Here is a 22,490-nt window from a genome sequence, read left to right as displayed (position 1 = left end):
GCAATCGTCGTGACAGACAAGGCAAAATTCGATAAAAATCAGAATGTCGAGACTTTTCAGGGCCTAATTCTGGCTCTGCAGACCTTTTGGGCGAGGCACGGCTGTGTCGTACTCCAGCCCCTGGATATGGAAGTCGGCGCCGGTACCTTTCATCCCTCCACGTTTCTCCGTGCCATCGGTCCGGAGACCTGGAACGCCGCCTACGTCCAGCCCAGCCGGCGTCCAACCGACGGCCGTTACGGCGAGAACCCCAACCGTCTGCAGCATTACTATCAGTTCCAAGTGGTCCTCAAGCCGTCACCGGACAATATCCAGGAGCTCTACCTGGATTCCCTGCGCGCCCTCGGACTCGATCCTCTGGTCCATGATATCCGTTTCGTGGAAGACAACTGGGAGTCGCCGACATTGGGCGCCTGGGGCCTGGGCTGGGAAATCTGGCTCAATGGTATGGAAGTGACACAGTTTACCTATTTCCAGCAGGTGGGCGGCCTGGAGTGCTATCCGGTCACCGGTGAGCTTACTTATGGGCTCGAGCGAATTGCCATGTACCTGCAAGGGGTGGACAGCGTCTACGACCTGGTGTGGACCCACGGTCCCGACGGGATTGTCACCTACGGCGATGTGTTTCACCAGAACGAAGTGGAGATGTCCACCTACAACTTCGAGCAGGCTGACACCGAGTTCCTGTTCCACAGCTTTGACGTCCACGAGCGCGAAAGTCAGCGCCTGATCGAAGTAGGGCTGGCCCTGCCGGCCTACGAGCAGGTGCTCAAGGCGTCTCACACCTTCAACCTGCTGGATGCCCGGCACGCCATATCCGTCACCGAGCGCCAGCGCTTTATTCTTCGGGTCCGGACCCTGGCCCGCGCGGTCGCCCGGGCCTACTTCGACAGCCGCAAGACGCTGGGCTTCCCCATGGCACCTGACAATCTGCGTCAGGAAATGCTGGCGGATAGTGAAACCGAAATCGAGAGAGGGAACCCATAATCATGGCGACACAGGATTTTCTCGTCGAAATCGGTACCGAAGAGCTGCCACCCAAGGCATTGAAGTCATTGTCCGCGGCCTTTACCGACGGCCTTGGCAAAGGTCTCGAGGAAGCCGGCATCGGCTTTGCCCGGATCGAATCTTTCGCGGCACCCCGGCGTCTGGCCATACGGGTTCGTGATCTGGCCGGGTCGCAGCCGGATAAAGCGGTGGAACGCCGCGGCCCTGCGGTCAAGGCAGCCTTCGATGACGCCGGCAACCCCACCCGGGCACTGACCGGCTTTGCAACGTCGCTGGGCGTGGCTCCGGATCAGCTGGATACCCTGGAAACTGACAAGGGCGCCTGGGTGGTCTATCGCACCGTTGAGCAGGGCAGGAGCACCACCGAACTGCTGCCCGGCCTGATCGAGCAGTCCCTGGCAAACCTGCCCATACCCAAGCGGATGCGTTGGGGCGCTCACAGAACTGAATTCGTCCGCCCGGTGCACTGGGTCATCATGCTTGTGGGCAACAAAGTCCTCGACCATCCCATCATGGGGCTGACTCCGGGCAACAAGACCCACGGCCACCGGTTCCATTGTCCCAAATCCCTCATCATCCCGACGCCAAATGACTATGAGGTGGTGCTGAAGAAGGAAGGCTGGGTCATTGCCGACTTTGCCGAGCGCCGGGCCAAAATCCGTGCGGGGGTCGAAGAGATCGCACAAAAGCAGGGCGGCGGTACCGCCGTGATTGACGACGACCTGCTGGATGAGGTCACAGCGCTGAACGAATGGCCGGTGCCGCTGCTTGGCCGGTTTGACGAGCGCTTTCTGGACGTTCCGCCAGAGGCGTTGATCTCCTCCATGAAGGAACACCAGAAATATTTCCACGTGCTGGACAGCCAGGAACGCATGCTCCCTCTGTTCATCACTGTGGCCAACCTGGAAAGCAAAGATCCGTCCCAGGTAGTGTCCGGCAATGAAAAGGTCATACGTCCGCGCCTGTCGGACGCCGCCTTTTTCTATGAAACCGACCGCAAGGTGCGGCTGGAAGACCGGATCGAGCGGCTCAAGCCGATCGTCTTCCAGGATAGGCTGGGCAGTATTTACGATAAATCCGTGCGGGTCGCCGCCCTTGCACGCCGGATTGCAGACGCCATTGGTTCAGACCCGGCCCTGGCAGAACGGGCGGCGATGCTGGCCAAGACCGATCTGGTCACCGAAATGGTGCTGGAATTCACCGAACTCCAGGGCATCATGGGTCAGTACTACGCCGTTCATGACGGCGAACATGCGGATGTGGCCAAGGCCCTGAACGAGCAGTACATGCCCCGGTTTGCCGGTGATGACCTGCCCGCTACGCTGACCGGCTGTGCCGTCGCCATCGCCGATCGCCTGGATTCCCTGGTCGGGCTGTTCGGTATTAACCAGCCGCCTTCCGGCACTCGCGATCCCTTCGCCCTGCGCCGTGCCTCCCTTGGCGTACTGCGGATCATCGTCGAACGGGGCCTGGCCCTGGATCTGCAGGTCTGCTGCGAGTGGGCTGCGGAAAACTTCGACAACCTGCCGGCCCGGGACCCGGCCAGCGCCGTGGTCGATTACATGCTGGAGCGGTTCCGGGCCCACTACGACGAGCAGGGCATTGGCGCGGAAGTCTACTTGGCGGTCCACGCCCGCAGGCCCACACGGCCCCTGGACTTTGACCAGCGTGTGCGGGCGGTAGAGGCCTTCCGTCGCCTGCCGGAAGCCCAGGCCCTGGCCGCTGCCAACAAGCGGGTCTCCAACATTCTCACCAAACAGGGCGGGGATGTTATCGGCGAACAGGTTGACACGGGCCTGCTTCAGGACGATGCCGAGCGGGCCCTGGCACAACAGGTCGAACATCAGGCCGGACAAGTCGCGCCCCTGTTCGAACAGGGCGACTATGGGGCTGCCCTGAGCTCGCTGGCGCAGTTGGGTGCGCCGGTAGACCGTTTCTTTGACGAAGTGATGGTCATGGCCGAGGACGATGCCGTACGCAACAACCGGCTCGCCTTGCTGAATCGCCTGCGTAACCTGTTCCTCAGGGTGGCAGATATCTCGTTGTTGCCTGGTACAAGCTAAGGTTTGCGATGCTGATCATTCTTGATCGGGACGGAGTCATTAACCAGTACGATGGCCACTACATCTGTTCGGTGGCCCAGTGGCAGCCTTTGCCCGGCAGCATTGAAGCCATTGGCCGGCTGTGTCGGGCCGGCCACCGCATAGCGGTGGCCACCAACCAGTCGGGTATTGGCCGCGGCCTGTACGACCGGGATGCCCTCGGGGCCATGCACGAACGCCTCAACCAACTGGTTGGCAGAGCAGGCGGTTGCATAGATCACATCGCCTTCTGTCCGCATCATCCAGATGATGGCTGCACGTGCCGCAAGCCACTGCCAGGCCTTCTCCATGAGATCCGCGATGCCCTGGGCCTGAAAAATCTTTCCGGCAGCATCATGGTCGGCGACAGTCGCAAGGATCTTGAGGCGGGGCTGGCGGCGGGCTGCAGGCCCTATCTGGTACGGACCGGAAACGGCCGTGATACCGAGTATCATCTGCAAAAGCGGCCCCTGAGCCAGGTCAACGTATTTGACGATCTTCAGAGCTTGACGGATCATCTGGTGATGGCGGATGCCAGCTAGTCGGAACTGGTCCGCGGTTCGCGGGGCCCACTGGTATTCATCACACTGTTCAGTATAATACCGCGCATATCGGCGTGTGGCGCAGCTTGGTAGCGCACTTCGTTCGGGACGAAGGGGTCGCAGGTTCGAATCCTGCCACGCCGACCAATTCCTGATTTTCCCGGTTTTTGCCGCTCTTAGCTTCCCCCTCTGAATATGCAGATTTGCTCTCGACCTTTCCTCCTGTTAGTTTTTTAATAGTTTCCGGTTCAGTCAATAAGTCCAACGGAGGGACGAATGGCCGATCAGATCCAGCAAAGCATTGCCCAGAACTGGGCCATCGGGTTCTATATTCTTGCCGTGCTGGGTCTGTGTGCCTTCATGATTGGCGCCTCCAGCGTGCTGGGCGGACGCGGCAAGGGGCCCAGCAAGAATCTACCTTTCGAGTCCGGTATCATCGGTACTGGCAGCGCGCGCCAGCGCTTTTCGGTCAAGTTCTACCTTGTCGCCATGCTGTTCGTCATTTTCGATATTGAAGCGGTGTTCCTGTTTGCCTGGGCTGTGGCGGTTGAAGAGCTGGGCTGGCCCGGTTTCTGGGGGGCTGCGGTGTTTATTTTCATTCTGCTGGCCGGGCTGCTCTATGATGCCAGAGTGGGCGCGCTGGACTGGGCTCCCAGCCCACGGCCCCGTCCCCAGCGCAGCAGTTGAATCTATTGCCGAGTTTAACTAACGTTTTCGGGTAGTCAGGCTGTCATCCGGATTATGTCTCGTCCTAGGGAGGAACCTCATGTCATACACGTTGACGCGAGCCGACGATGCCATTGCCAAGGACAACAGCCAGTACCCGCTTGAGCGGCGCCAGAGGGTGGAGGACCCGGTCAAGCAGCAGCTGGAGCGCAACGTATTCACCGGCAAGCTCAGCGATGTCTTGAATGACGCCGTCAACTGGGGCCGCAAGAACTCCCTCTGGCCTTACAACTTCGGGCTGTCCTGCTGTTATGTCGAAATGACCACGGCGTTTACCTCGCCCCATGATATTGCCCGTTTTGGTGCCGAGGTTATCCGGGCCTCCCCGCGGCAGGCCGATTTCATGGTGATTGCCGGTACCTGTTTCATCAAGATGGCGCCGGTTATTCAGCAGCTCTACGATCAGATGCTGGAACCGAAATGGGTTATTTCCATGGGCTCCTGTGCCAACTCAGGGGGGATGTACGATATCTATTCGGTGGTCCAGGGGGTGGACAAGTTCCTGCCCGTGGATGTCTATGTGCCGGGCTGCCCACCCCGGCCGGAAGCTTTTCTGCAGGGCCTCCAATTGCTGCAGGACTCCATCCAGGAAGAGCGGCGTCCGCTGTCTTGGGTCGTGGGGGACCAGGGCGTCTATCGCGCTGACATGCCATCCCAGCGGGAGAAGCACCGGGCCAGGCGCATTCAGACCACAGAACTGCGAACACCGGACAAACTTTGAAGGCCCGAGCCGAGGGATAACGCCGAGGGGATAACGCAGTACCCGTCGTTCCGCTGCTGATTTATCAGAAGTTGAGCCACGTAATCATGGATGAAGCAACGACTGTCACACCACCGGCAAATACCGGTTACGACATCTACTCCGCCCTGGCCCAGCGCTTTGGCGATGAGCATTTTGTGCGTCAGGACACCCGCACCGGTATGCCGGTGGTATGGGTAACCGCCGAGCGCCTGATCGGCTCGCTCCAGTTCCTGCGTGACATGTCCGCCCCCTTCAACCTGCTATTCGACCTGTCTGCCGTCGATGAGCGCCTGCGGAATAATCGCCAGGGTCTGCCCGCTTCCGATTTCACGGTTTTCTACCAGTTGATGTCCATTGATCGTAATGCCGACATCATGCTCAAGGTGGCACTCGACAAAGACAGTCTGCGTCTGCCCAGCTGCGTTTCGGTATTTCCCTGCGCCAACTGGTACGAGCGAGAGGTGTGGGACATGTTCGGTGTCGAATTCACCGGCCACCCCCACCTGACCCGCATACTCATGCCGCCCAACTGGTCCGGCCATCCGCTGCGGCGCGATTATCCGGCCCGTGCCACCGAGTTCGACCCCTACACCATGACCCTAGAGAGCCAGCAGGCGGACCAGGAGGCCCTGAAGTTCGAGCCGGAGGACTGGGGCATGGAACGGGAGCGGGGCGAGAGCGAGTTCATGTTCCTCAATCTGGGGCCCAACCATCCGTCCGCCCACGGCGCGTTCCGCATCGTGCTGCAACTGGACGGTGAGGAAATCATCGATTGCGTGCCCGACATCGGCTACCACCACCGGGGCGCTGAGAAGATGGCCGAGCGCCAGTCCTGGCACAGTTTCATTCCCTATACTGACCGGATCGACTACACCGGCGGGGTGATGAATAACCTGCCCTACATACTGGCGGTGGAGAAACTCGCCGGCATCCAGGTGCCAGCGCGGGTTGAGACCATCCGGGTGATGATGGCCGAAATGTTCCGCATCAGCAGTCACCTGCTGTTCCTGGGCACCTACCTGCAGGATCTCGGCGCCATGACGCCAGTGTTCTTCACATTCACTGACCGGCAGAAGGCCTACGAGGTGATCGAGGGTATCACCGGTTTCCGCATGCACCCGGCCTGGTTCAGGATTGGTGGCGTCATGCAGGACCTGCCCACCGGCTGGGAAAAGCTGGTCCAGGGTTTTCTCGACTGGATGCCCAAGCGTTTGCGGGAATACGAACGCACCATGATGGAGAACACCATCTTCCTTGAGCGTACCCGCAATGTTGCGCCTTTCAATACCCGCGAAGCCATCGAGTGGGGCGTTACCGGACCCAATCTGCGGGCCACCGGATGCAACTTCGACCTGCGCAAGCAGCGCCCCTATTCAGGCTATGACAACTTTGAGTTCGAGGTGCCCCTGGCAGCCAACGGCGATGTCTTCGACCGCGGCCAGATCCGTATCGAGGAGATGCGCCAGAGCCTGAGGATCATCCAGCAGTGCGTCAACAACATGCCCGCCGGCGACTACAAGGCCGACCATCCCCTGACCACGCCACCGCCCAGGGAACGGATGCTGCAGCACATTGAAACCCTGATTACCCACTTTCTGCAGGTGTCTTGGGGGCCGGTGCTGCCGCCCAACGAGTCCATGCAGATGGTGGAGGCCACCAAGGGCATCAATAGCTATTACCTGACCAGCGACGGCAACACCATGAGCTACCGGACCCGTATCCGGACGCCGAGCTTCCCGCATCTGCAGCAGATACCAGCGCTCATGCGCGGCGGATTCGTACCGGACCTGATCGCCCACCTGGGCAGCATTGATTTCGTTATGGCGGACGTAGACCGATGAACCCTTCCAACTCCATGCCCCCCAGAACCATTGCCACCGATGGCGACGGGTTCAGCCTTCATCCCGATGACCTTGAGGCCATCAGGGGCGAGCTCCATCATTTTGAGCAGCCCCAGGCTGCCTGCGTGGAGGCTCTGAAGATCGTACAGCGCCGGGAGGGCTGGGTACCGGACGGTGCCATTCCCGCCATAGCCGATGCCCTTGGCCTGGGCCCGGCTACCATCGAAGGTGTGGCCACCTTTTACAGCCTGATCTTCCGCCAGCCGGTGGGTCGCCACGTGATCCTGGTCTGCGACAGCAGTTCCTGTTTTCTCACCGGTTTCGATGAGCTGCGCCAGGGGCTTGTTGATCAGCTTGGCGTTGAGTTTGGTCAGACCACTGAAGACGGCCGCTTCACCCTGCTGCCGGTCTGTTGCCTGGGCGCCTGTGACGGAGGTCCGGCTCTGATGATTGATCAGGATACCTATGGCCCGGTTTTGCCCAAGGACCTGAACGACTTGCTGGAGGCCTACCCATGAGCGATCGCCGAAAGGCCCTGAGATACCGTAGCCGTATCCTGCAGTCCGAAGACGAACGCAGGCCCGAAACCCACCCCCTGACCTGGCGACTGCATGATGACGGGCGCGTGGTGAACCTCGAGGATTATCGGGCCCAGGAAGGTTATGAAGCGCTGGAGGCGGTTCTGAAGGGAGACCCCAAGGCTGTCATCGCCGCGATGAAAGAGGCCAATGTACGCGGCCGGGGCGGCGCCGGTTTCTCGGCGGGCCTGAAATGGAGCCTCACCCTGCAGGGTGGCGATATGCCCCGGGGCTACCTGGTATGTAATGCCGACGAAATGGAGCCGGGCACCTTCAAGGACCGGCTGGTGATGGAACAGCAACCCCACCTGCTGATCGAAGGCATGATCATCGGTGCCTACGCCAACAACTCCAAAATGGGCTATATCTTCCTGCGGGGAGAGTATGTGGAATGCGCCCACGTCCTGAATCAGGCCCTTGCCGAAGCCCGTGAAGCGGGCTGGCTGGGAACGGACATCGCCGGCAGCGGTTTCGACTTCGACATCGTGCTCCATAGCGGGGCCGGTCGCTATATCTGTGGCGAGGAAACCGCCCTGATCAGCTCACTTGAAGGCAAGCGCGCCAACCCCCGTGCCAAACCGCCGTTTCCCGGTCAATCCGGAGCCTGGGGCAAGCCTACGGTGGTCAATAACGTCGAGACCCTGTGTAACGTGCCGGCGGTCATGCTCAAGGGGTCTGACTGGTACCAGCAACTTTCCGGCGACCGTACCGACGACGGTGGCACCAAGCTTTATGGGGTTTCGGGGCCCGTGCAAAGGCCCGGCCTATGGGAGCTGCCCATGGGCACCACGGGTCAGGAAATACTGGAGCTGGCCGGCGGTGTCAGGAACGGACGCAAACTGAAAGCCTGGCTGCCCGGAGGCGCCAGTACCGGCTTTCTGATACCCGAGCATCTGGAACTGCCGCTGGATTTCGACACCGTGGGCAAGGAGGGCAGCCGGCTGGGTACGGGACTGCTGACGGTCGTCACTGAGGATCAGAGCATGGTGTCGGTGATGCGTAACCTGGAGCAGTTCTTTGCCCGGGAGTCCTGCGGCTGGTGCACCCCCTGCCGGGATGGCCTGCCCTGGGTGGTCAAGCTGCTGCAGGCGCTGGAATGCGGGGAAGGCGAGGAAGGCGACATCGAAATGCTGGCCAAACTGGCGAAGGACAACGGTCCCGGCCTGACGTTCTGTGCCCACGCCCCGGGGGCGGCCATGCCGCTGGAAACCGCCCTCAAGCACTTCCGGCACGAGTTCGAGCAGGGTATCCGCCATCCCCGAAGGGCCGCCCACGCCGATCCGATTCCGGTCGGGGAAATCTAAGCAAGGAGCGAGAGAGGTCATGGCGACGATTCACGTGGATGGCAAGGCCTACGAGGTCAATGGCGCTGACAACCTGCTGCAGGCCTGCCTGTCCCTGGGGCTCGACATTCCGTACTTCTGCTGGCATCCGGCCATGGGTAGCGTCGGGGCCTGCCGTCAGTGCGCGGTGCGCCAGTACAAGGATGAGGACGACGACAAGGGCATGCTGGTGATGTCCTGTATGACCCCGGCCGCCGACAGGACCCGTATCTCCATTGAGGATGACGAGGCCCGGGAATTCCGCGCCAGTGTGGTGGAATGGCTGATGATCAACCATCCCCACGACTGCCCGGTCTGTGAGGAAGGCGGCCATTGTCACCTTCAGGACATGACGGTCATGACCGGCCATGACCGCCGCCGCTACCGATTTCGCAAGCGCACCCACCGCAACCAGTATCTGGGCCCATTCATTGCCCACGAAATGAACCGCTGCATCACCTGCTACCGATGTGTCCGGTTCTACAATGAATACGCCGGCGGCGAGGATCTCGGAGCCTTTGGTGCCAACGACAACATTTACTTCGGACGCCACCAGGACGGCGTGCTGGAGAACGAATTCGCCGGCAATCTGACCGAAGTCTGCCCAACGGGCGTCTTCACCGACCAGACCCACTCTGACCACTACACCCGCAAGTGGGATCTGCAATTCGCCCCCAGTATCTGCCACCAGTGCTCTGTGGGCTGCAACATCAGCCCCGGCGAACGTTATGGTGAAATCCGCCGCATAGAGAACCGCTACCATGGCGAAGTGAACGGTCACTTTCTCTGTGACCGCGGCCGTTTCGGCTATGGCTATGTTAACCGGACCGACCGGCCCCGGGTACCAGCCTGGCGGAGTCAGAGCAAGGACGACCCTGTCGAGCTGGATGTGGACGCCGCTCTCGGGCATGGCGGGTCCGCCTTGCGGGCTGCCCGGCGTATCATCGGCATTGGGTCGCCACGGGCCAGCCTTGAGAGCAACCATCAGTTAAGGGAGCTGGTCGGGGCGGACAACTTCTCAACCGGCATCAGTGCCCCGGAGCAGGCCGGCCTTGAGCGGATGACCGAGCTGAACCGTACCTGTGGCCTGCCCACGCCATCGTTGCGGGATGTGGAGGCTCACGATGCTATATTCGTACTGGGCGAAGACCTGATCCAGAGCGCTGCCAGGCTCGGGCTGTCGGTCCGCCAGGCGACCCTAGCCCGGCGTCATGACCTGGCAAGCAAATTGGGCATCCCCACCTGGAACACCGACGCCGTAAAAACCCACGGCCAGGACCGGCTCCATCCCCTGTTCATAGCTTACCCGTCAGCTACCGGGCTTGATCCGGTCGCCGTCCGGCGCCATGCCCTGGCCCCGAACGACATTGCCCGGCTCGGCTTTGCGGTTGCCCATGCCATAGACCCGGCCGCCCCTGCGGTAGACGACCTTGACAGTGACATGGCCGAGGCCGCCCGGACCATAGCCCAGGCCCTTAAAGCCGCCAGCCGACCACTGATAATCAGTGGCGCTTCCCTGGGTTCCACCTCGGTTCTGGACGCCGCTGGCAATATCGCCCGCGCCCTGGCCCGGCGGGCAGCCCGAGGAGGGCTCATGCTGGTCAGGCCGGAAGCCAACAGCACCGGCCTGGCTTTGATGGGCGGGCACAGTCTCGAGTGGGCACTGGATGAGCTTACCGGGCAGTCTGCAGATGCCGTGGTGGTCGTGGAGAACGATCTTTATGACCGGGCGCCCCGCGACCGGGTGGATCAGGCCCTGGCCAAGGTCCAGACCCTTGTGGTTCTGGACCACCAATATACCCGCACTCTGGCCCGGGCCCACCTGGCGCTGCCGTCGGCCAGTTTCGCCGAAGGTGACGGTACTCTGGTCAACCTTGAGGGTCGGGCACAACGATTTTTCCAGGTCTATGACCCTCGCTACATTCGGCCGCAATCGCGGATTCATGAAAGCTGGCGCTGGCTGCACGCCCTGGGGGCCAGTCTGCACCGTAGACCCGCGTCAGACATCACCCTTGATGACGTCACCCATGGGTGCGCCGAAGCCCACCCCATGCTCGCGGGCATAGTTGAGGCTGCACCCGGTGCCAACTTCCGCATCGAAGGCCTGCGCCTCGCCCGGGAACCCCACCGTTACAGCGGCAGGACCTCCATGCGGGCTGACCAGGCCGTTGCCGAACCCAGACCCTTGCAGGACCCGGACACGCCATTTAGCTTCTCCATGGAGGGTTACAGTGGACACGGCCGGCCCCGTCAGCAGGTGCCTTTTGCCTGGGCCCCGGGCTGGAATTCGCCCCAGGCCTGGAACAAGTTCACAGACGAAGTGGGCGGCCACCTGAGGGGCGGAGACCCAGGCGCCAAAGTCATGCCCCTGATACCGGGCCACCATGACTATGCCGGGAACTTGCCGGACGCATTCCAACGCCAACCGGACCGCTGGCAGCTGGTCATGATGGCCCGCCTGTTTGGCGGTGACGAAACCTCCAGCAGGGCGGAACCGATGCAGGAACGGGCTGAACCGGCGCACCTTACACTGTCGGAACGGGATGCCGAGCGGCTTGGGGTCAGTGAGGGCCTTCCTGTGGGGATCACGGCGGACGTCGGTGAAGTGGTCCTGCCGGTTCACGTCGACCCGGGCTGGCCCGATGGTCTGGCTGGCCTGTCTGGAGGTATTGGTGGGGGCTGGGCCAACGGTTTCATGGTTGAGCTGGTACCGGCTGGCAACCGGCATAACAGGCCTGCCGGAGCCGGGGAGGCACGCCCATGGAATGGTTGACGCCCCAGTGGCAAGCCAACCTGCTGGCTATGGGTCAGGCCCTGGTCATCCTGCTGGGCGCTGTCCTGCTCGGGGCCGTGCTTACCGTGATTGAGCGCCGACTGCTGGGCCTCTGGCAGGACCGCTACGGCCCCAACCGGGTGGGGCCCTTTGGCTCTCTGCAGCTGGTCGCCGACATGATCAAGATCTTCTTCAAGGAGGACTGGATACCTCCGTTCGCCGATCGCACCCTGTTTGTATTGTCGCCGGCCATCGCCATGGCCTCCCTGCTGCTGTCGTTCATTATTATTCCCATCACCCCCGGCTGGGGTATCGCAGATCTTCATATCGGCTTGCTGTTCTTTTTCGCCATGGCCGGTATCAACGTCTACGCGGTGCTCTTCGGGGGCTGGGCCAGCGGCAACAAGTACGCCCTGATCGGCGCCATGCGGGCGTCCGCCCAGACCCTGTCCTATGAGGTGTTCATGGGCCTGGCGCTCATGGGCGTGGTGGCCATCACCGGCTCGTTCAACATGCGCGAGATCGTCAACGCCCAGGCTGACCTGTGGTTCATCGTGCCGCAGTTCTTTGGCTTCTGTACGTTCCTTATCGCGGGCATCGCAGTTACCCACCGGCATCCTTTCGACCAGCCGGAAGCCGAGCAGGAACTGGCCGATGGCTACCATGTGGAATATTCCAGCATGAAGTTCGGCATGTTCTTTATCGGTGAGTACGTGGGCATGGTGCTGGTATCGGCGCTGATCGTGACCCTGTTCTTTGGCGGCTGGCACGGTCCCTGGCTGCCGCCCGTGGTCTGGTTTGCCCTCAAAACCGGGTTTTTCCTGATCTTCTTCATATTGCTTAGGGGCTCGTTACCGCGGCCTCGCTACGACCGCGTCATGAGCTTCGGATGGAAAGTCTGCCTGCCACTGACCCTGGTGAACCTGTTGGTGACCGGGGCGGTGGTGTTGCTCGTTCCGGGCTGAGACAAGCGATGGGCGGGGCAAGGGCACTGAACTGGAGGAGGACACTATGCTCAAGTGGCTGATAACCGGCACCTGGTCCCAATTACGCACCATGGGGCTGGTGTTCATGCACAGCTTTCGCAAACGGGAAACCGTCAACTACCCGGACGAGGAAGTCTACCTGCCGCCCCGCTACCGGGGCCGGATTATCCTGACCCGGGACCCGGACGGCGAGGAGCGTTGTGTGGCCTGCAATCTGTGCGCGGTCGCCTGTCCGGTGGACTGCATTTCGCTGCAAAAAGGCGAGCAGGAAGACGGCCGCTGGTATCCGGAGTTCTTCCGCATCAATTTTTCCCGCTGCATCTACTGCGGCATGTGCGAGGAGGCCTGCCCAACGTCGGCTATTCAGCTGACACCGGATTTCGAAATGAGTGAATACCGGCGCCAGGAACTGGTCTACGAAAAAGAGGACCTGCTGATCAACGGGCCCGGCAAGGATCATGACTATCACTTTTACAAAGTGGCCGGTATGGCTATTGGTGGCAAGGACAAGGGCAGGGCCCAGAACGAGCAGGAGCCCAAAGACGTCAAGACCCTGTTGCCCTAGGCTCTGCCTTTAACATCGCCCTTAAAAGGGCCGCACAGGGCAGAGGGCCTGAACAGGCGACAACCGACGAAGGAATCGTGTTATGGAAATCGCTTTCTACATCAGCGGCCTGGTGGCGGTACTGGCGACTCTGGGCGTTATTACCGGCACCAGCCCGGCCCATGCGGTGCTTTACCTGATCATCTCCCTGATTGCGGTGGCCATGGTGTTCTTCGCCCTGGGGGCGCCCTTTGCCGGGGTGCTGGAAATCATCGTCTACGCCGGCGCCATCATGGTGCTGTTTGTGTTCGTGGTGATGATGCTTAACCTGGGCCGCGACGCCCAGGCCCAGGAGCGGCAATGGCTGCGGCCCGTAACCTGGATCGGACCCTCGGTACTGGCGACTGTACTGCTGGGTCTGCTGCTTGCCGGCCTGATGGGTGACGAGCCGGGCCGGGTAATTGCCGGTGAGCTCCTGACCGCCAAGGCTGTAGCCCTGATTCTGTTCGGGCCCTGGCTGATGGTGGTGGAACTGGCCGCCATGCTGCTTCTGGCGGCGCTGGTCACCGCCTCCCACGTGGGTAAGGTAACGTCAGCGAAGGCCCAGACCGGCTCGAAAATCAGCGAAAACGGAGGGCGGTCATGAACGGCATACCCATGGAGCACGGGCTGATACTGGCGGCTACCCTGTTTGTTCTGGGTCTGGCGGGGCTGATGATTCGACGCAACATGCTGTTCGTGCTGATGAGCCTGGAGATCATGCTGAACGCCGCCGGCCTTGCCTTCATCGTTGCCGGTACCGCCTGGGGCCAGCCCGAGGGCCAGGCCATGTTCCTGCTGGTAATCACTCTGGCGGCGGCGGAGGCCAGCGTCGGGCTTGCCCTGTTGATTCAGCTGCAACGCCGGTTCAAGACCCTGGATATCGATGCCGCCAGTCGGATGCGAGGATAACGGAACCATGATGACGGAGCTCCCATGACCCAGTTACTACCGCTGAGTTTCCTGTTACCCCTGGCGGGCACGCTCATCCTGGCCTTTTCGGGGGGGCGCCTGGGGCCCCGGGCCAGCGCCTGGGTAGGAACTGTCAGTATAGGCCTGGCGGCCCTGGTTACAGCGCTGGTGCTTTACGGCTTCACCGTGGGAAACGGGGAGGCCGTCAACCTTACCCTGTGGACCTGGATTCGCGTCGGTGACTTTGAACCCACCATGGGCCTGGCGGCGGATGGGCTGGCGCTGGTGATGATGGCGGTTATAACCTGGGTGGGCTTTCTGATTCACCTGTTTGCCGGCTGGTACCTGGAAGGGGACGCCGGCAGTACCCGCTTTTTTGCTTACATGAACCTGTTTGTGTTCAGCATGCTGCTGCTGGTACTCGGGGACAACCTGCTGCTGCTTTTCCTCGGCTGGGAAGGGGTAGGGCTCTGCAGTTACCTGTTGATCGGTTACTACTACCAGAACAGCGCCAATGGCCGAGCCGCGTTCAAGGCTTTTCTGGTTACCCGCATAGGGGATGTCTTTCTGGCCATTGGCCTGTTCCTGCTGTTCCGGGACATGGGAACCCTCAATATCCAGGAGATTCTTGCCACAGCTCCTGAGGTCTGGCAGCAGGGCAGCACCAATGCTGAATTGGCAGCATTACTGATCCTCGGCGGGGCCATTGGCAAATCCGCCCAGGTGCCGCTTCATACCTGGCTGCCCGATGCCATGGCAGGCCCCACGCCGGTCTCTGCCCTGATTCACGCCGCCACCATGGTTACCGCCGGGGTCTACCTGATCGCCCGCATGCACGGCGTGTTCGAACTGGCGCCAGACGTGCTCTTGCTAGTTGGCATCATTGGCGCCGCCTCGCTGCTGCTGGCGGGCTTCGCCGCTCTCGCACAAACCGACATCAAGCGAGTGCTGGCCTATTCCACCATGAGCCAGATTGGCTATATGTTCCTCGCCCTGGGCGTCGGAGCCTATGATGCTGCCATCTTTCATCTGGTCACCCACGCCTTCTTCAAGGCCCTACTGTTCCTGTCCGCCGGCGCTGTCATCGTGAGCTGCCACCACGAGCAGGACATGAAACGCCTGGGCGGCCTCTGGCGACGGCTGCCACTGGCTTATGGCGGCTTTGTGATTGGCGGTGCCGCGCTGGTGGCCCTGCCATTGGTCAGCGCTGGCTTCTACAGCAAAGATGAGATTCTGTGGCAGGCCTTGGCCGCGGACCGCCACGGGCTGGTTATTGCCGGGCTGCTCGGGGCCTTCCTGACCGCTCTTTATACGGTTCGTCTGATCATTGGCACTTTCCATGGCCAGCCAGGCAGTGACAAGGCACGAACTGCCCACGCCGGCCGGGGCCTGGCCCATAACCTGCCTCTGATAGTGCTGGCTCTGCTGTCGACCCTGCTGGGGGCGTGGGTTTACCCGGGGCTCGGCGGAGTCCTACCGGCAGGCCCCGGTGAAGGCAGTGACGCGGGTCATACAGCCCTGGAGCTTGTGGCCAGCGCGGTGGTCCTGATCGGACTCGGTATCGCCCTCTGGCTTTTCCTGAAGCGCCGTCAGTGGCTTGAGCGCCATACCCAGGAGGGAGCCGGCCTGCACCTTTGGGCGCTTTGGCACCGGTCCTGGTATTTCGATTCACTCTTCGCGGCGACGCTGGTCATGCCTTTCCGCACACTGGTCCGCTGGCTGCGCAACGACCTTATTGATGCCGTCGTCAGGCTTCCCGCTGCCCTGGCGGTCGTTCTGAATGCGGGCCTCAGCCGAACACAGAATGGCCGTATAAGGCACTATGCCAGCGCCATGGCCCTGGGCACCGTGCTGATTCTTGCCACACTCGCCTTTACCTGGGGGGTGGGCCCATGACGAGACATCTCTGCAACAGACCCACGTATAAGGATGCAATCTCCATGACCGCCCGACATCGGACGCCGGGACAACCCGGCAGCCTCTCCTGCATTGACGGAGGATGCCCATGATACTGGTGTGGCTGATCCTCATCCCCTTTCTGGGGGGGCTGCTGTGCTGGCAGGCAGAGCGCTGGGGGCCCCAGGCTCCTCGCTGGATTGCCCTGGCAACCATGGCCTTTGTACTGGTCATCAGTCTGGGGCTATGGTGGGTGGGTGACTTTACCCTGACGACCGTGACCGAGCCCGGGCAATGGGCTTACGAATGGCGCGTGCCCTGGATACCCCGCTTTGGGATCGAGATTCATCTGGCGTTGGACGGCCTGTCGCTTGTGCTCATCGCTCTGACCGGATTTCTGGGGGTGCTGGCGGTGCTTTGCTCCTGGCAGGAAATCGTGCGTCGGGTCGGCTTCTTTCACCTGAACCTGCTATGGATCCTTGGCGGTGTCGTGGGTGTCTTCCTGGCCCTGGATCTGTTCCTGTTCTTCGTGTTCTGGGAAATGATGCTGGTGCCCATGTATTTTCTGATAGCGCTGTGGGGTCACAGCGGGTCGGAAGGTAAGACCCGTATCCGCGCCGCGACCAAGTTCTTTATCTATACCCAGGCCAGCGGGCTGCTGATGCTGGCGGCCATTCTGGCGCTGGCCTTTATCAACCAGGCCAATACCGGCAACTGGTCCTTCGCCTATGAAGCCCTTCGCCAGACCGAGCTTTCTGAAACTGCATCGACCTGGCTGATGCTGGGCTTTTTCATCGCGTTTGCGGTCAAACTCCCTGTGGTCCCGCTCCACGGCTGGCTGCCGGATGCCCACGCCCAGGCGCCCACCGCCGGCAGCGTGGATCTTGCCGGCATACTTCTCAAGACCGCAGCCTACGGGATGCTGCGCTTTGCACTGCCGTTCTTTCCGGAGGCGTCCGCTGAATTTGCGCCCATAGCCATGACGCTCGGCCTGGTGGGTATTTTCTATGGTGCGGTCCTGGCCTGCGGTCAACATGACATCAAGCGCCTGATTGCCTACACCAGTATTTCCCACATGGGTTTTGTGCTGATTGCCATCTACTCGGGCTCAGAGCTTGCGCTACAGGGCGCCGTGGTGTTGATGCTGGCCCATGCCTTCTCCTCCGCCGGCCTGTTCATTCTCAGCGGACAGCTGTACGAAAGGCTGCATACCCGGGACATGCGTCTGATGGGTGGGCTCTGGGGGCGCCTGGGCAGCCTGCCCGGCTTTACCCTGTGCTTTGTGGTTGCCTCCCTGGGCATGCCGGGGACCGCCAACTTTGTTGGCGAGTTCATGATTCTGTTCGGCACTTTCCCCGTTGCTCCAGTGGTGGTGGTGATTGCCAGCGGCGGCCTGGTGCTGGCCGCCATCTATTCGCTGATACTGATGCAGCGGGTTCACTACGGACCCAGCCAGGCTTCGGAGCCGCTGGCGGGGCTGGACCGGCGTGAATACGGCATGATGCTGAGCATTCTGGCACTGGTGCTGTTCTTCGGCCTTTATCCTCAACCCCTGCTGGATACCACCGGCAGTGTAATGGCCCAGGTCGAGGTGCTCTTCCTGGAAGCCGGTCCGCCAGCGGACAGCCTTGGCGGGGAGGATAGTCCATGACTCTAACCCTCAGCCATCTGCAGGCCCTGCTGCCGGTGATCCTGATCAGCGCATCGGCCATCGCCGTCATGTTGGGGATTGCCTGGCGCCGCAACCACGGCGGGAGCGCTCTGGGCACGGCCATCGGGCTTAATCTGGCACTGATCCTTGTCATCTTTGCGCTGGGCAACGAGCCCGTCGACACACCGCTGCTGACCATTGACTCGTTAACGCTGTTTTCCTGGGTGCTGATCCTGGTTTCGAGCCTGGCCTGTGGCACTATGGCCCACGCCTACCTCGAAGGCTATAAGGGTCCAAAGGAAGAGTTCTACCTTCTGCTACTGACGGCAACCGCAGGTGCCATGGTGCTGGTCGCCAGCCGCCACCTGGCGACCCTGTTCTTTGGCCTGGAACTACTGTCGATGCCCCTCTATGGCATGCTGGCTTACAGTTTCAGGGAGCGCCGCTCCCTTGAGGCGGGGGTCAAATACCTGGTGCTTTCGGCGGCGGGCACGGCGTTTCTGCTCTTTGGCATGGCCTTTCTCTATGCCCAGACCGGGAGACTGGATCTTCCAGGACTGGCAGCCGCCGGCTTTGGCGTCGAAGGCGGCATCATCGGGCTGACTGGAACCGTCATGATGCTGGTGGGTCTTGGCTTCAAGCTATCGATCGTGCCGTTTCACCTCTGGACGCCGGATGTCTATGAGGGCGGCCCGGGGCCGGCCACCCTGTTCCTGGCATCGGTCAGCAAGCTTGCCGTGTTTGTAGTACTGCTCAGGCTGGTGATATCAGCGCCGGCGTTCCAGGGCGACTGGATTCGCGAGCTCCTGGCGGTGCTGGCGCTGGTGACCATGCTGGTCGGCAATCTCCTGGCCCTGCAACAGTCAAACCTCAAGCGGCTGCTGGGTTATTCGTCCATTGCCCATTTCGGCTATCTGCTGGTATCCCTGGTGGTCACCAGTAACCTGGCAGTAGAAACCGCCGGGGTCTATCTGGTGACTTATCTGGTCGCCACCCTCGCAGCTTTCGGGGTCGTTACCCTGGTGTCGAGCCCCTACCAGGGAGAGGACGCCGCCGCGCTCCATAATTATCGGGGGCTGTTCTGGCGCCGGCCCTATCTATCAGCCGTTCTCACTGTGAGTATGCTCTCCCTTGCCGGGATTCCCTTTACCGCCGGTTTCATCGGCAAGTTCTATATTCTTGCCCTGGCGGTGGAAGGCGCCCGCTGGTGGCTGGTGGGCGGGATAATCGCGGCCAGCGCCATTGGTCTGTTTTACTACCTCCGGGTTATGGTCACGCTGTTCCTGGTTGAGCCGGGTATGCGGCATCGGGACGCTACTCCGAACTGGGGCCTGCAGGCCGGCGGTCTGGTGGTTATCGGCCTCGCGTTCCTGGTGGTGGTGCTTGGGCTTTACCCAACGCCGCTTATAAACTGGACCGCCGGGCTGTGAGGGCCAGTTTTAAGGACAGGTTGGGAGAGCCGGGGAGTATAGGCTTATAGATTGAACCTCGGGGTTATAGTGCCGGTTGGCTTCGTCGTATACTAACCCCTCGTTTCATTGCCCGGGTAATCTTCACCAGACTTGGTGTCCCGGCCCTACTGCAGGTTGCCTATGTCCACGAGTAATACCGAAATACCTACCCACAAGCCCCGGCCTTGGGTGGACTTGCTGGTCAGTATCATCATCCCGTCAGTAATCCTCATGAAGCTCAGTGGTAACGACTACCTTGGTGCAACCTGGGCACTGCTCATCGGTCTGGCCTTTCCTTTGGGCTGGGGGCTGTTTGAACTGATCAAATACCGCAAATACAACTTTATCGCCGTGCTCGGGGTTATCAGCGTTGGCCTGACCGGAGGCATCGGCCTGCTGGCGCTGGATGCCCAGTGGCTCGCGATCAAGGAGGCTGCCGTGCCAGCGGTCATTGGTCTGGCCGTGCTCGCTTCAACCCGGACCAAGTATCCGCTGGTAAGGACGCTACTTTACAATCCAGCGGTCCTCGATGTGGACAAGATCCATCGCACGCTGGTGGAGAGGGGCACAGAGGACGTGTTCGAGGCCCGCCTGCTGAAAGCCAGCTATCTGTTCGCGGGTACTTTTCTGTTCTCGTCCATCATGAACTATATTCTGGCCAAGTGGATTGTTACCAGCCCTTCGGGCACCACTGCATTCAATGAAGAGCTGGGCCAGATGACCCTGGTGAGCTACCCCATGATTGCCATACCGTCGATGGTGATGATGATTGCCATATTCTACTACCTCTGGCGCAGTATTCGGCGCTTGACCGGCTATACCCTTGAAGAGGTTTTATCAACTAAGATTGAACCTCATCCGAAAGACTCCAAAGAAAACTCCAATTGATGGTTTAAGTATTTGATAGATATAAAAAAAGCGGCCGTCTGGCCGCTTTTTTTATATCTCTTTCTCTTTCAACCAGGCTATACGTCCAGGTTGGTTACCTGCAGAGCATTAGACTGGATAAATGCCCGGCGGGGCTCGACATCATCGCCCATCAGGGTGGTGAAAATCTGGTCCGCGGCGAAAGCGTCTTCGATGGTGACTTTCATCATACGGCGGGTTTCCGGGTCCATGGTGGTATCCCACAACTGGTCCGGGTTCATTTCACCCAGGCCCTTGTAGCGCTGGATATTGAGGCCGCGGGAGGCTTCTTTCATCAGCCAGTCCAGGGCGCCGGCGAAACTGAGCACCGCCTGTTTGCGTTCGCCACGCTGGACAAAAGCCCCTTCCTCGATCAGGCCATCCAGAGTTTCCCCAAGACGGGCAATAGCCCCGTAGGAGGATGACTCGAAGAAATCATGGCTGAACACGTGGGTATGGGGAATACCATGGACATAGATGACCACCTTGGGCAGATAGAGGTTTCGCTCGGTATCCTTTTCCACTGAGAAGGTGTACTTGGTACCCGTCCTGGTGTCCAGATCAAGCCCGTCACCGAGTCTCGCCACCCAGCGGGCAACTACTTCCTCATGGACAAGGTCTTCACGGCTCAGGGTTACGTTGTCCAGCATCTGCTGCAATACTTTGGCTGGGTAGGCCCGTGACAGGCGGTCGATCATGGCCATAACCGCCTGGTAGTCCTTGACCATGGTTTCCAGGGCTGAGTCCTTCAAGGCCGGGGCGTCTGGATTAACGTACAGCTGAGCACCTTCCAGGGCGGTCTGGGTCAAGTAGGCCTCCTTGGCTTTCTCATCCTTCAGGTATTGCTCCTGCTTGCCCCGCTTGACTTTGTAAAGGGGAGGCATGGCAATAAACACATGACCGCGCTCTATGATCTCCCGCATCTGCCTGAACAGGAAGGTGAGGAGCAGGGTACGGATGTGTGAGCCGTCCACATCAGCGTCCGTCATGATGATGATGGAGTGATAGCGAAGCTTGTCAGCGTTGAATTCTTCCCGGCCGATGCCGCAGCCAAGTGCTGTGATCAGGGTGCCAACTTCCACTGAAGACAGCATCTTGTCGAAGCGTGCCTTCTCGACGTTCAGTATTTTGCCCTTGAGCGGAAGTATCGCCTGGGTCTTCCGGTCCCGGCCTTGTTTGGCGCTGCCACCGGCCGAGTCACCCTCCACTATGAACAGTTCGGAGAGGGCCGGATCCTTCTCCTGACAGTCCGCCAGTTTTCCAGGTAAGCCAGCGATGTCCAGAGCGCCCTTGCGCCGGGTCATGTCCCGTGCCTTGCGCGCAGCTTCCCGCGCACGGGCCGCTTCGATCATCTTGTTGACGATCAGCCGTGCCTCGCTTGGCTGCTCCTGGAGAAAATCAGCAAAGGCCTGATACAGCTCCTGTTCTACCGCTGTCTTGACCTCGGACGAAACCAGCTTGTCCTTGGTCTGGGAAGAGAATTTCGGGTCAGGTACCTTCACGCTCACGATGGCCGTCAGGCCCTCACGAGCATCGTCACCGGAAGTGCTGACCTTGGCCTTCTTGCCAATGCCTTCGTGTTCGATGTAGTTGTTAAGGGACCGTGTCAGGGCAGCCCGAAAGCCTGCCAGGTGAGTACCACCGTCCCGCTGGGGGATATTGTTGGTGAAGCAATAGAGATTTTCCTGAAAGGCGTCGTTCCACTGCATGGCAATTTCAACGGTAATGCCATCTTCCCGTTCTTTAATAAAGTGGAATACCCGGTTGATGGGCGTCTTGTTGCTATTCAAGTGCTCGACGAACGCCCGAAGGCCACCCTCATATTCGAAGATTTCCTGTTTACCGCTACGCTCGTCATGCAACCGTATGCGGACGCCGCTGTTCAGAAAGGCAAGCTCCCGGAGCCGGCGAGCAAGGATGTCGTAGTGAAATTCAATGTGTGTGAAGGTCTCAGGCGACGGTATGAAATGCACATCGGTGCCGCTTCGATCGGTATCGCCAACTTCTTCGAGGGGCGTATTGGGTACGCCATGGGTGTATAGCTGCTCATACACCTTATTTTCACGGCGTATAGTCAGTTTCAGCTTGGCAGACAGCGCATTCACTACAGACACGCCAACCCCGTGCAGACCACCAGACACCTTGTAGCTGTTGTCATCGAACTTACCGCCGGCATGCAGCACAGTCATAATGACCTGCGCAGCAGAGACACCCTCTTCTTCATGGATGTCTACGGGAATACCGCGACCGTTATCCCTTACAGTCACTGACTCATCAGGGTGGATGACTACACCGATCTCGGAGCAATGGCCCGCTAGCGCTTCATCAATGGAGTTGTCCACCAATTCGAACACCATGTGGTGCAGGCCTGTACCGTCGTCTGTGTCGCCGATGTACATACCGGGCCGTTTGCGAACGGCATCAAGCCCTTTAAGGACTTTGATACTGGAGGAGTTATAACTCGATGCTGTCACTGTCATTCGGACGCTCCT

18 protein-coding genes and 1 tRNA gene are annotated in these 22,490 nt (G+C 60.4%); 18 read left to right on the top strand and 1 reads right to left on the bottom strand.

Annotated elements, in window-relative coordinates; translation table 11 throughout:
* Positions 1-9: 9 nt before the first annotated feature.
* From glyQ to G7W63_RS02945, 18 genes are all read left to right on the top strand, one after another.
* The gene (gene glyQ, locus G7W63_RS03030; RefSeq protein WP_166252954.1) at positions 10-987 is read left to right on the top strand and encodes a glycine--tRNA ligase subunit alpha; all 978 of its coding nucleotides are present in this window, start codon (positions 10-12) and stop codon (positions 985-987) included.
* A gap of 2 nt (positions 988-989) precedes the next feature.
* Positions 990-3,071, top strand: coding sequence for a glycine--tRNA ligase subunit beta (glyS, locus tag G7W63_RS03025; RefSeq protein ID WP_166252951.1), 2,082 nt, complete (start codon positions 990-992; stop codon positions 3,069-3,071).
* Between the two features lie 8 nt (positions 3,072-3,079).
* Positions 3,080-3,631 carry a D-glycero-beta-D-manno-heptose 1,7-bisphosphate 7-phosphatase gene (gene gmhB / locus G7W63_RS03020; protein ID WP_166252948.1) on the top strand — a complete coding sequence of 184 codons (552 nt, stop codon included), beginning with the start codon at positions 3,080-3,082 and terminating at the stop codon, positions 3,629-3,631.
* Positions 3,632-3,701: 70 nt separating this feature from the next.
* Positions 3,702-3,778, top strand: a tRNA-Pro gene (locus tag G7W63_RS03015).
* Between the two features lie 129 nt (positions 3,779-3,907).
* On the top strand, positions 3,908-4,318 hold the full coding sequence (ndhC, locus tag G7W63_RS03010; RefSeq protein WP_166252945.1) for an NADH-quinone oxidoreductase subunit A: 411 nt from the start codon (positions 3,908-3,910) through the stop codon (positions 4,316-4,318).
* Positions 4,319-4,397: 79 nt separating this feature from the next.
* Positions 4,398-5,078 (top strand): NuoB/complex I 20 kDa subunit family protein, encoded by a 681-nt coding sequence (locus G7W63_RS03005; RefSeq protein ID WP_166252942.1) that lies wholly within the window; start codon positions 4,398-4,400, stop codon positions 5,076-5,078.
* Positions 5,079-5,164: 86 nt separating this feature from the next.
* Entirely contained in the window at positions 5,165-6,940 is a 1,776-nt protein-coding gene (gene nuoC, locus G7W63_RS03000; RefSeq protein ID WP_166252939.1) for an NADH-quinone oxidoreductase subunit C/D, read from the top strand.
* Positions 6,937-7,458, top strand: coding sequence for an NADH-quinone oxidoreductase subunit NuoE (gene nuoE, locus G7W63_RS02995; RefSeq protein ID WP_166252936.1), 522 nt, complete (start codon positions 6,937-6,939; stop codon positions 7,456-7,458). The genes nuoC and nuoE overlap by 4 nt, the downstream gene beginning before the upstream one ends.
* Positions 7,455-8,822, top strand: coding sequence for an NADH-quinone oxidoreductase subunit NuoF (gene nuoF / locus G7W63_RS02990; protein WP_166252933.1), 1,368 nt, complete (start codon positions 7,455-7,457; stop codon positions 8,820-8,822). The genes nuoE and nuoF overlap by 4 nt, the downstream gene beginning before the upstream one ends.
* Before the next feature lie 19 nt (positions 8,823-8,841).
* Positions 8,842-11,613, top strand: a complete 2,772-nt coding sequence (gene nuoG / locus G7W63_RS02985) for an NADH-quinone oxidoreductase subunit NuoG (protein ID WP_166252930.1) — start codon at positions 8,842-8,844, stop codon at positions 11,611-11,613.
* Positions 11,601-12,578 carry an NADH-quinone oxidoreductase subunit NuoH gene (gene nuoH, locus G7W63_RS02980; protein WP_166252927.1) on the top strand — a complete coding sequence of 326 codons (978 nt, stop codon included), beginning with the start codon at positions 11,601-11,603 and terminating at the stop codon, positions 12,576-12,578. The genes nuoG and nuoH overlap by 13 nt, the downstream gene beginning before the upstream one ends.
* Before the next feature lie 46 nt (positions 12,579-12,624).
* Positions 12,625-13,164 carry an NADH-quinone oxidoreductase subunit NuoI gene (gene nuoI / locus G7W63_RS02975; protein WP_166252924.1) on the top strand — a complete coding sequence of 180 codons (540 nt, stop codon included), beginning with the start codon at positions 12,625-12,627 and terminating at the stop codon, positions 13,162-13,164.
* An 82-nt stretch (positions 13,165-13,246) separates the two neighbouring features.
* Positions 13,247-13,789, top strand: a complete 543-nt coding sequence (nuoJ, locus tag G7W63_RS02970; RefSeq protein WP_166252921.1) for an NADH-quinone oxidoreductase subunit J — start codon at positions 13,247-13,249, stop codon at positions 13,787-13,789.
* Positions 13,786-14,094 (top strand): NADH-quinone oxidoreductase subunit NuoK, encoded by a 309-nt coding sequence (gene nuoK, locus G7W63_RS02965; protein WP_166252918.1) that lies wholly within the window; start codon positions 13,786-13,788, stop codon positions 14,092-14,094. Before nuoJ ends, nuoK begins: the two co-directional genes overlap by 4 nt.
* A gap of 24 nt (positions 14,095-14,118) precedes the next feature.
* A complete protein-coding gene (nuoL, locus tag G7W63_RS02960) occupies positions 14,119-15,990 on the top strand; it encodes an NADH-quinone oxidoreductase subunit L (RefSeq protein WP_166252915.1) in 1,872 nt (623 codons plus the stop codon).
* 109 nt (positions 15,991-16,099) lie between these two features.
* Entirely contained in the window at positions 16,100-17,641 is a 1,542-nt protein-coding gene (nuoM, locus tag G7W63_RS02955; RefSeq protein WP_166252912.1) for an NADH-quinone oxidoreductase subunit M, read from the top strand.
* Positions 17,638-19,071 carry an NADH-quinone oxidoreductase subunit NuoN gene (nuoN, locus tag G7W63_RS02950; protein ID WP_166252909.1) on the top strand — a complete coding sequence of 478 codons (1,434 nt, stop codon included), beginning with the start codon at positions 17,638-17,640 and terminating at the stop codon, positions 19,069-19,071. Before nuoM ends, nuoN begins: the two co-directional genes overlap by 4 nt.
* Before the next feature lie 162 nt (positions 19,072-19,233).
* Positions 19,234-19,980 (top strand): VC0807 family protein, encoded by a 747-nt coding sequence (locus tag G7W63_RS02945; RefSeq protein WP_166252906.1) that lies wholly within the window; start codon positions 19,234-19,236, stop codon positions 19,978-19,980.
* Positions 19,981-20,057: 77 nt separating this feature from the next.
* On the opposite strand, the gene gyrB is transcribed toward G7W63_RS02945, so the two are convergent.
* Positions 20,058-22,478: a DNA topoisomerase (ATP-hydrolyzing) subunit B gene (gene gyrB / locus G7W63_RS02940; RefSeq protein WP_242634287.1), complete on the bottom strand. Its 2,421-nt coding sequence runs from the start codon at positions 22,476-22,478 to the stop codon at positions 20,058-20,060.
* Positions 22,479-22,490 lie beyond the last annotated feature (12 nt).

It is taken from the genome of Marinobacter salicampi, from assembly GCF_011074795.1.
Taxonomy (GTDB): Bacteria; Pseudomonadota; Gammaproteobacteria; order Pseudomonadales; family Oleiphilaceae; genus Marinobacter; species Marinobacter salicampi.
The sequence above is the reverse complement of the archived record's forward strand: the minus strand, read 5'-3'. Positions and strand labels throughout refer to the sequence as shown.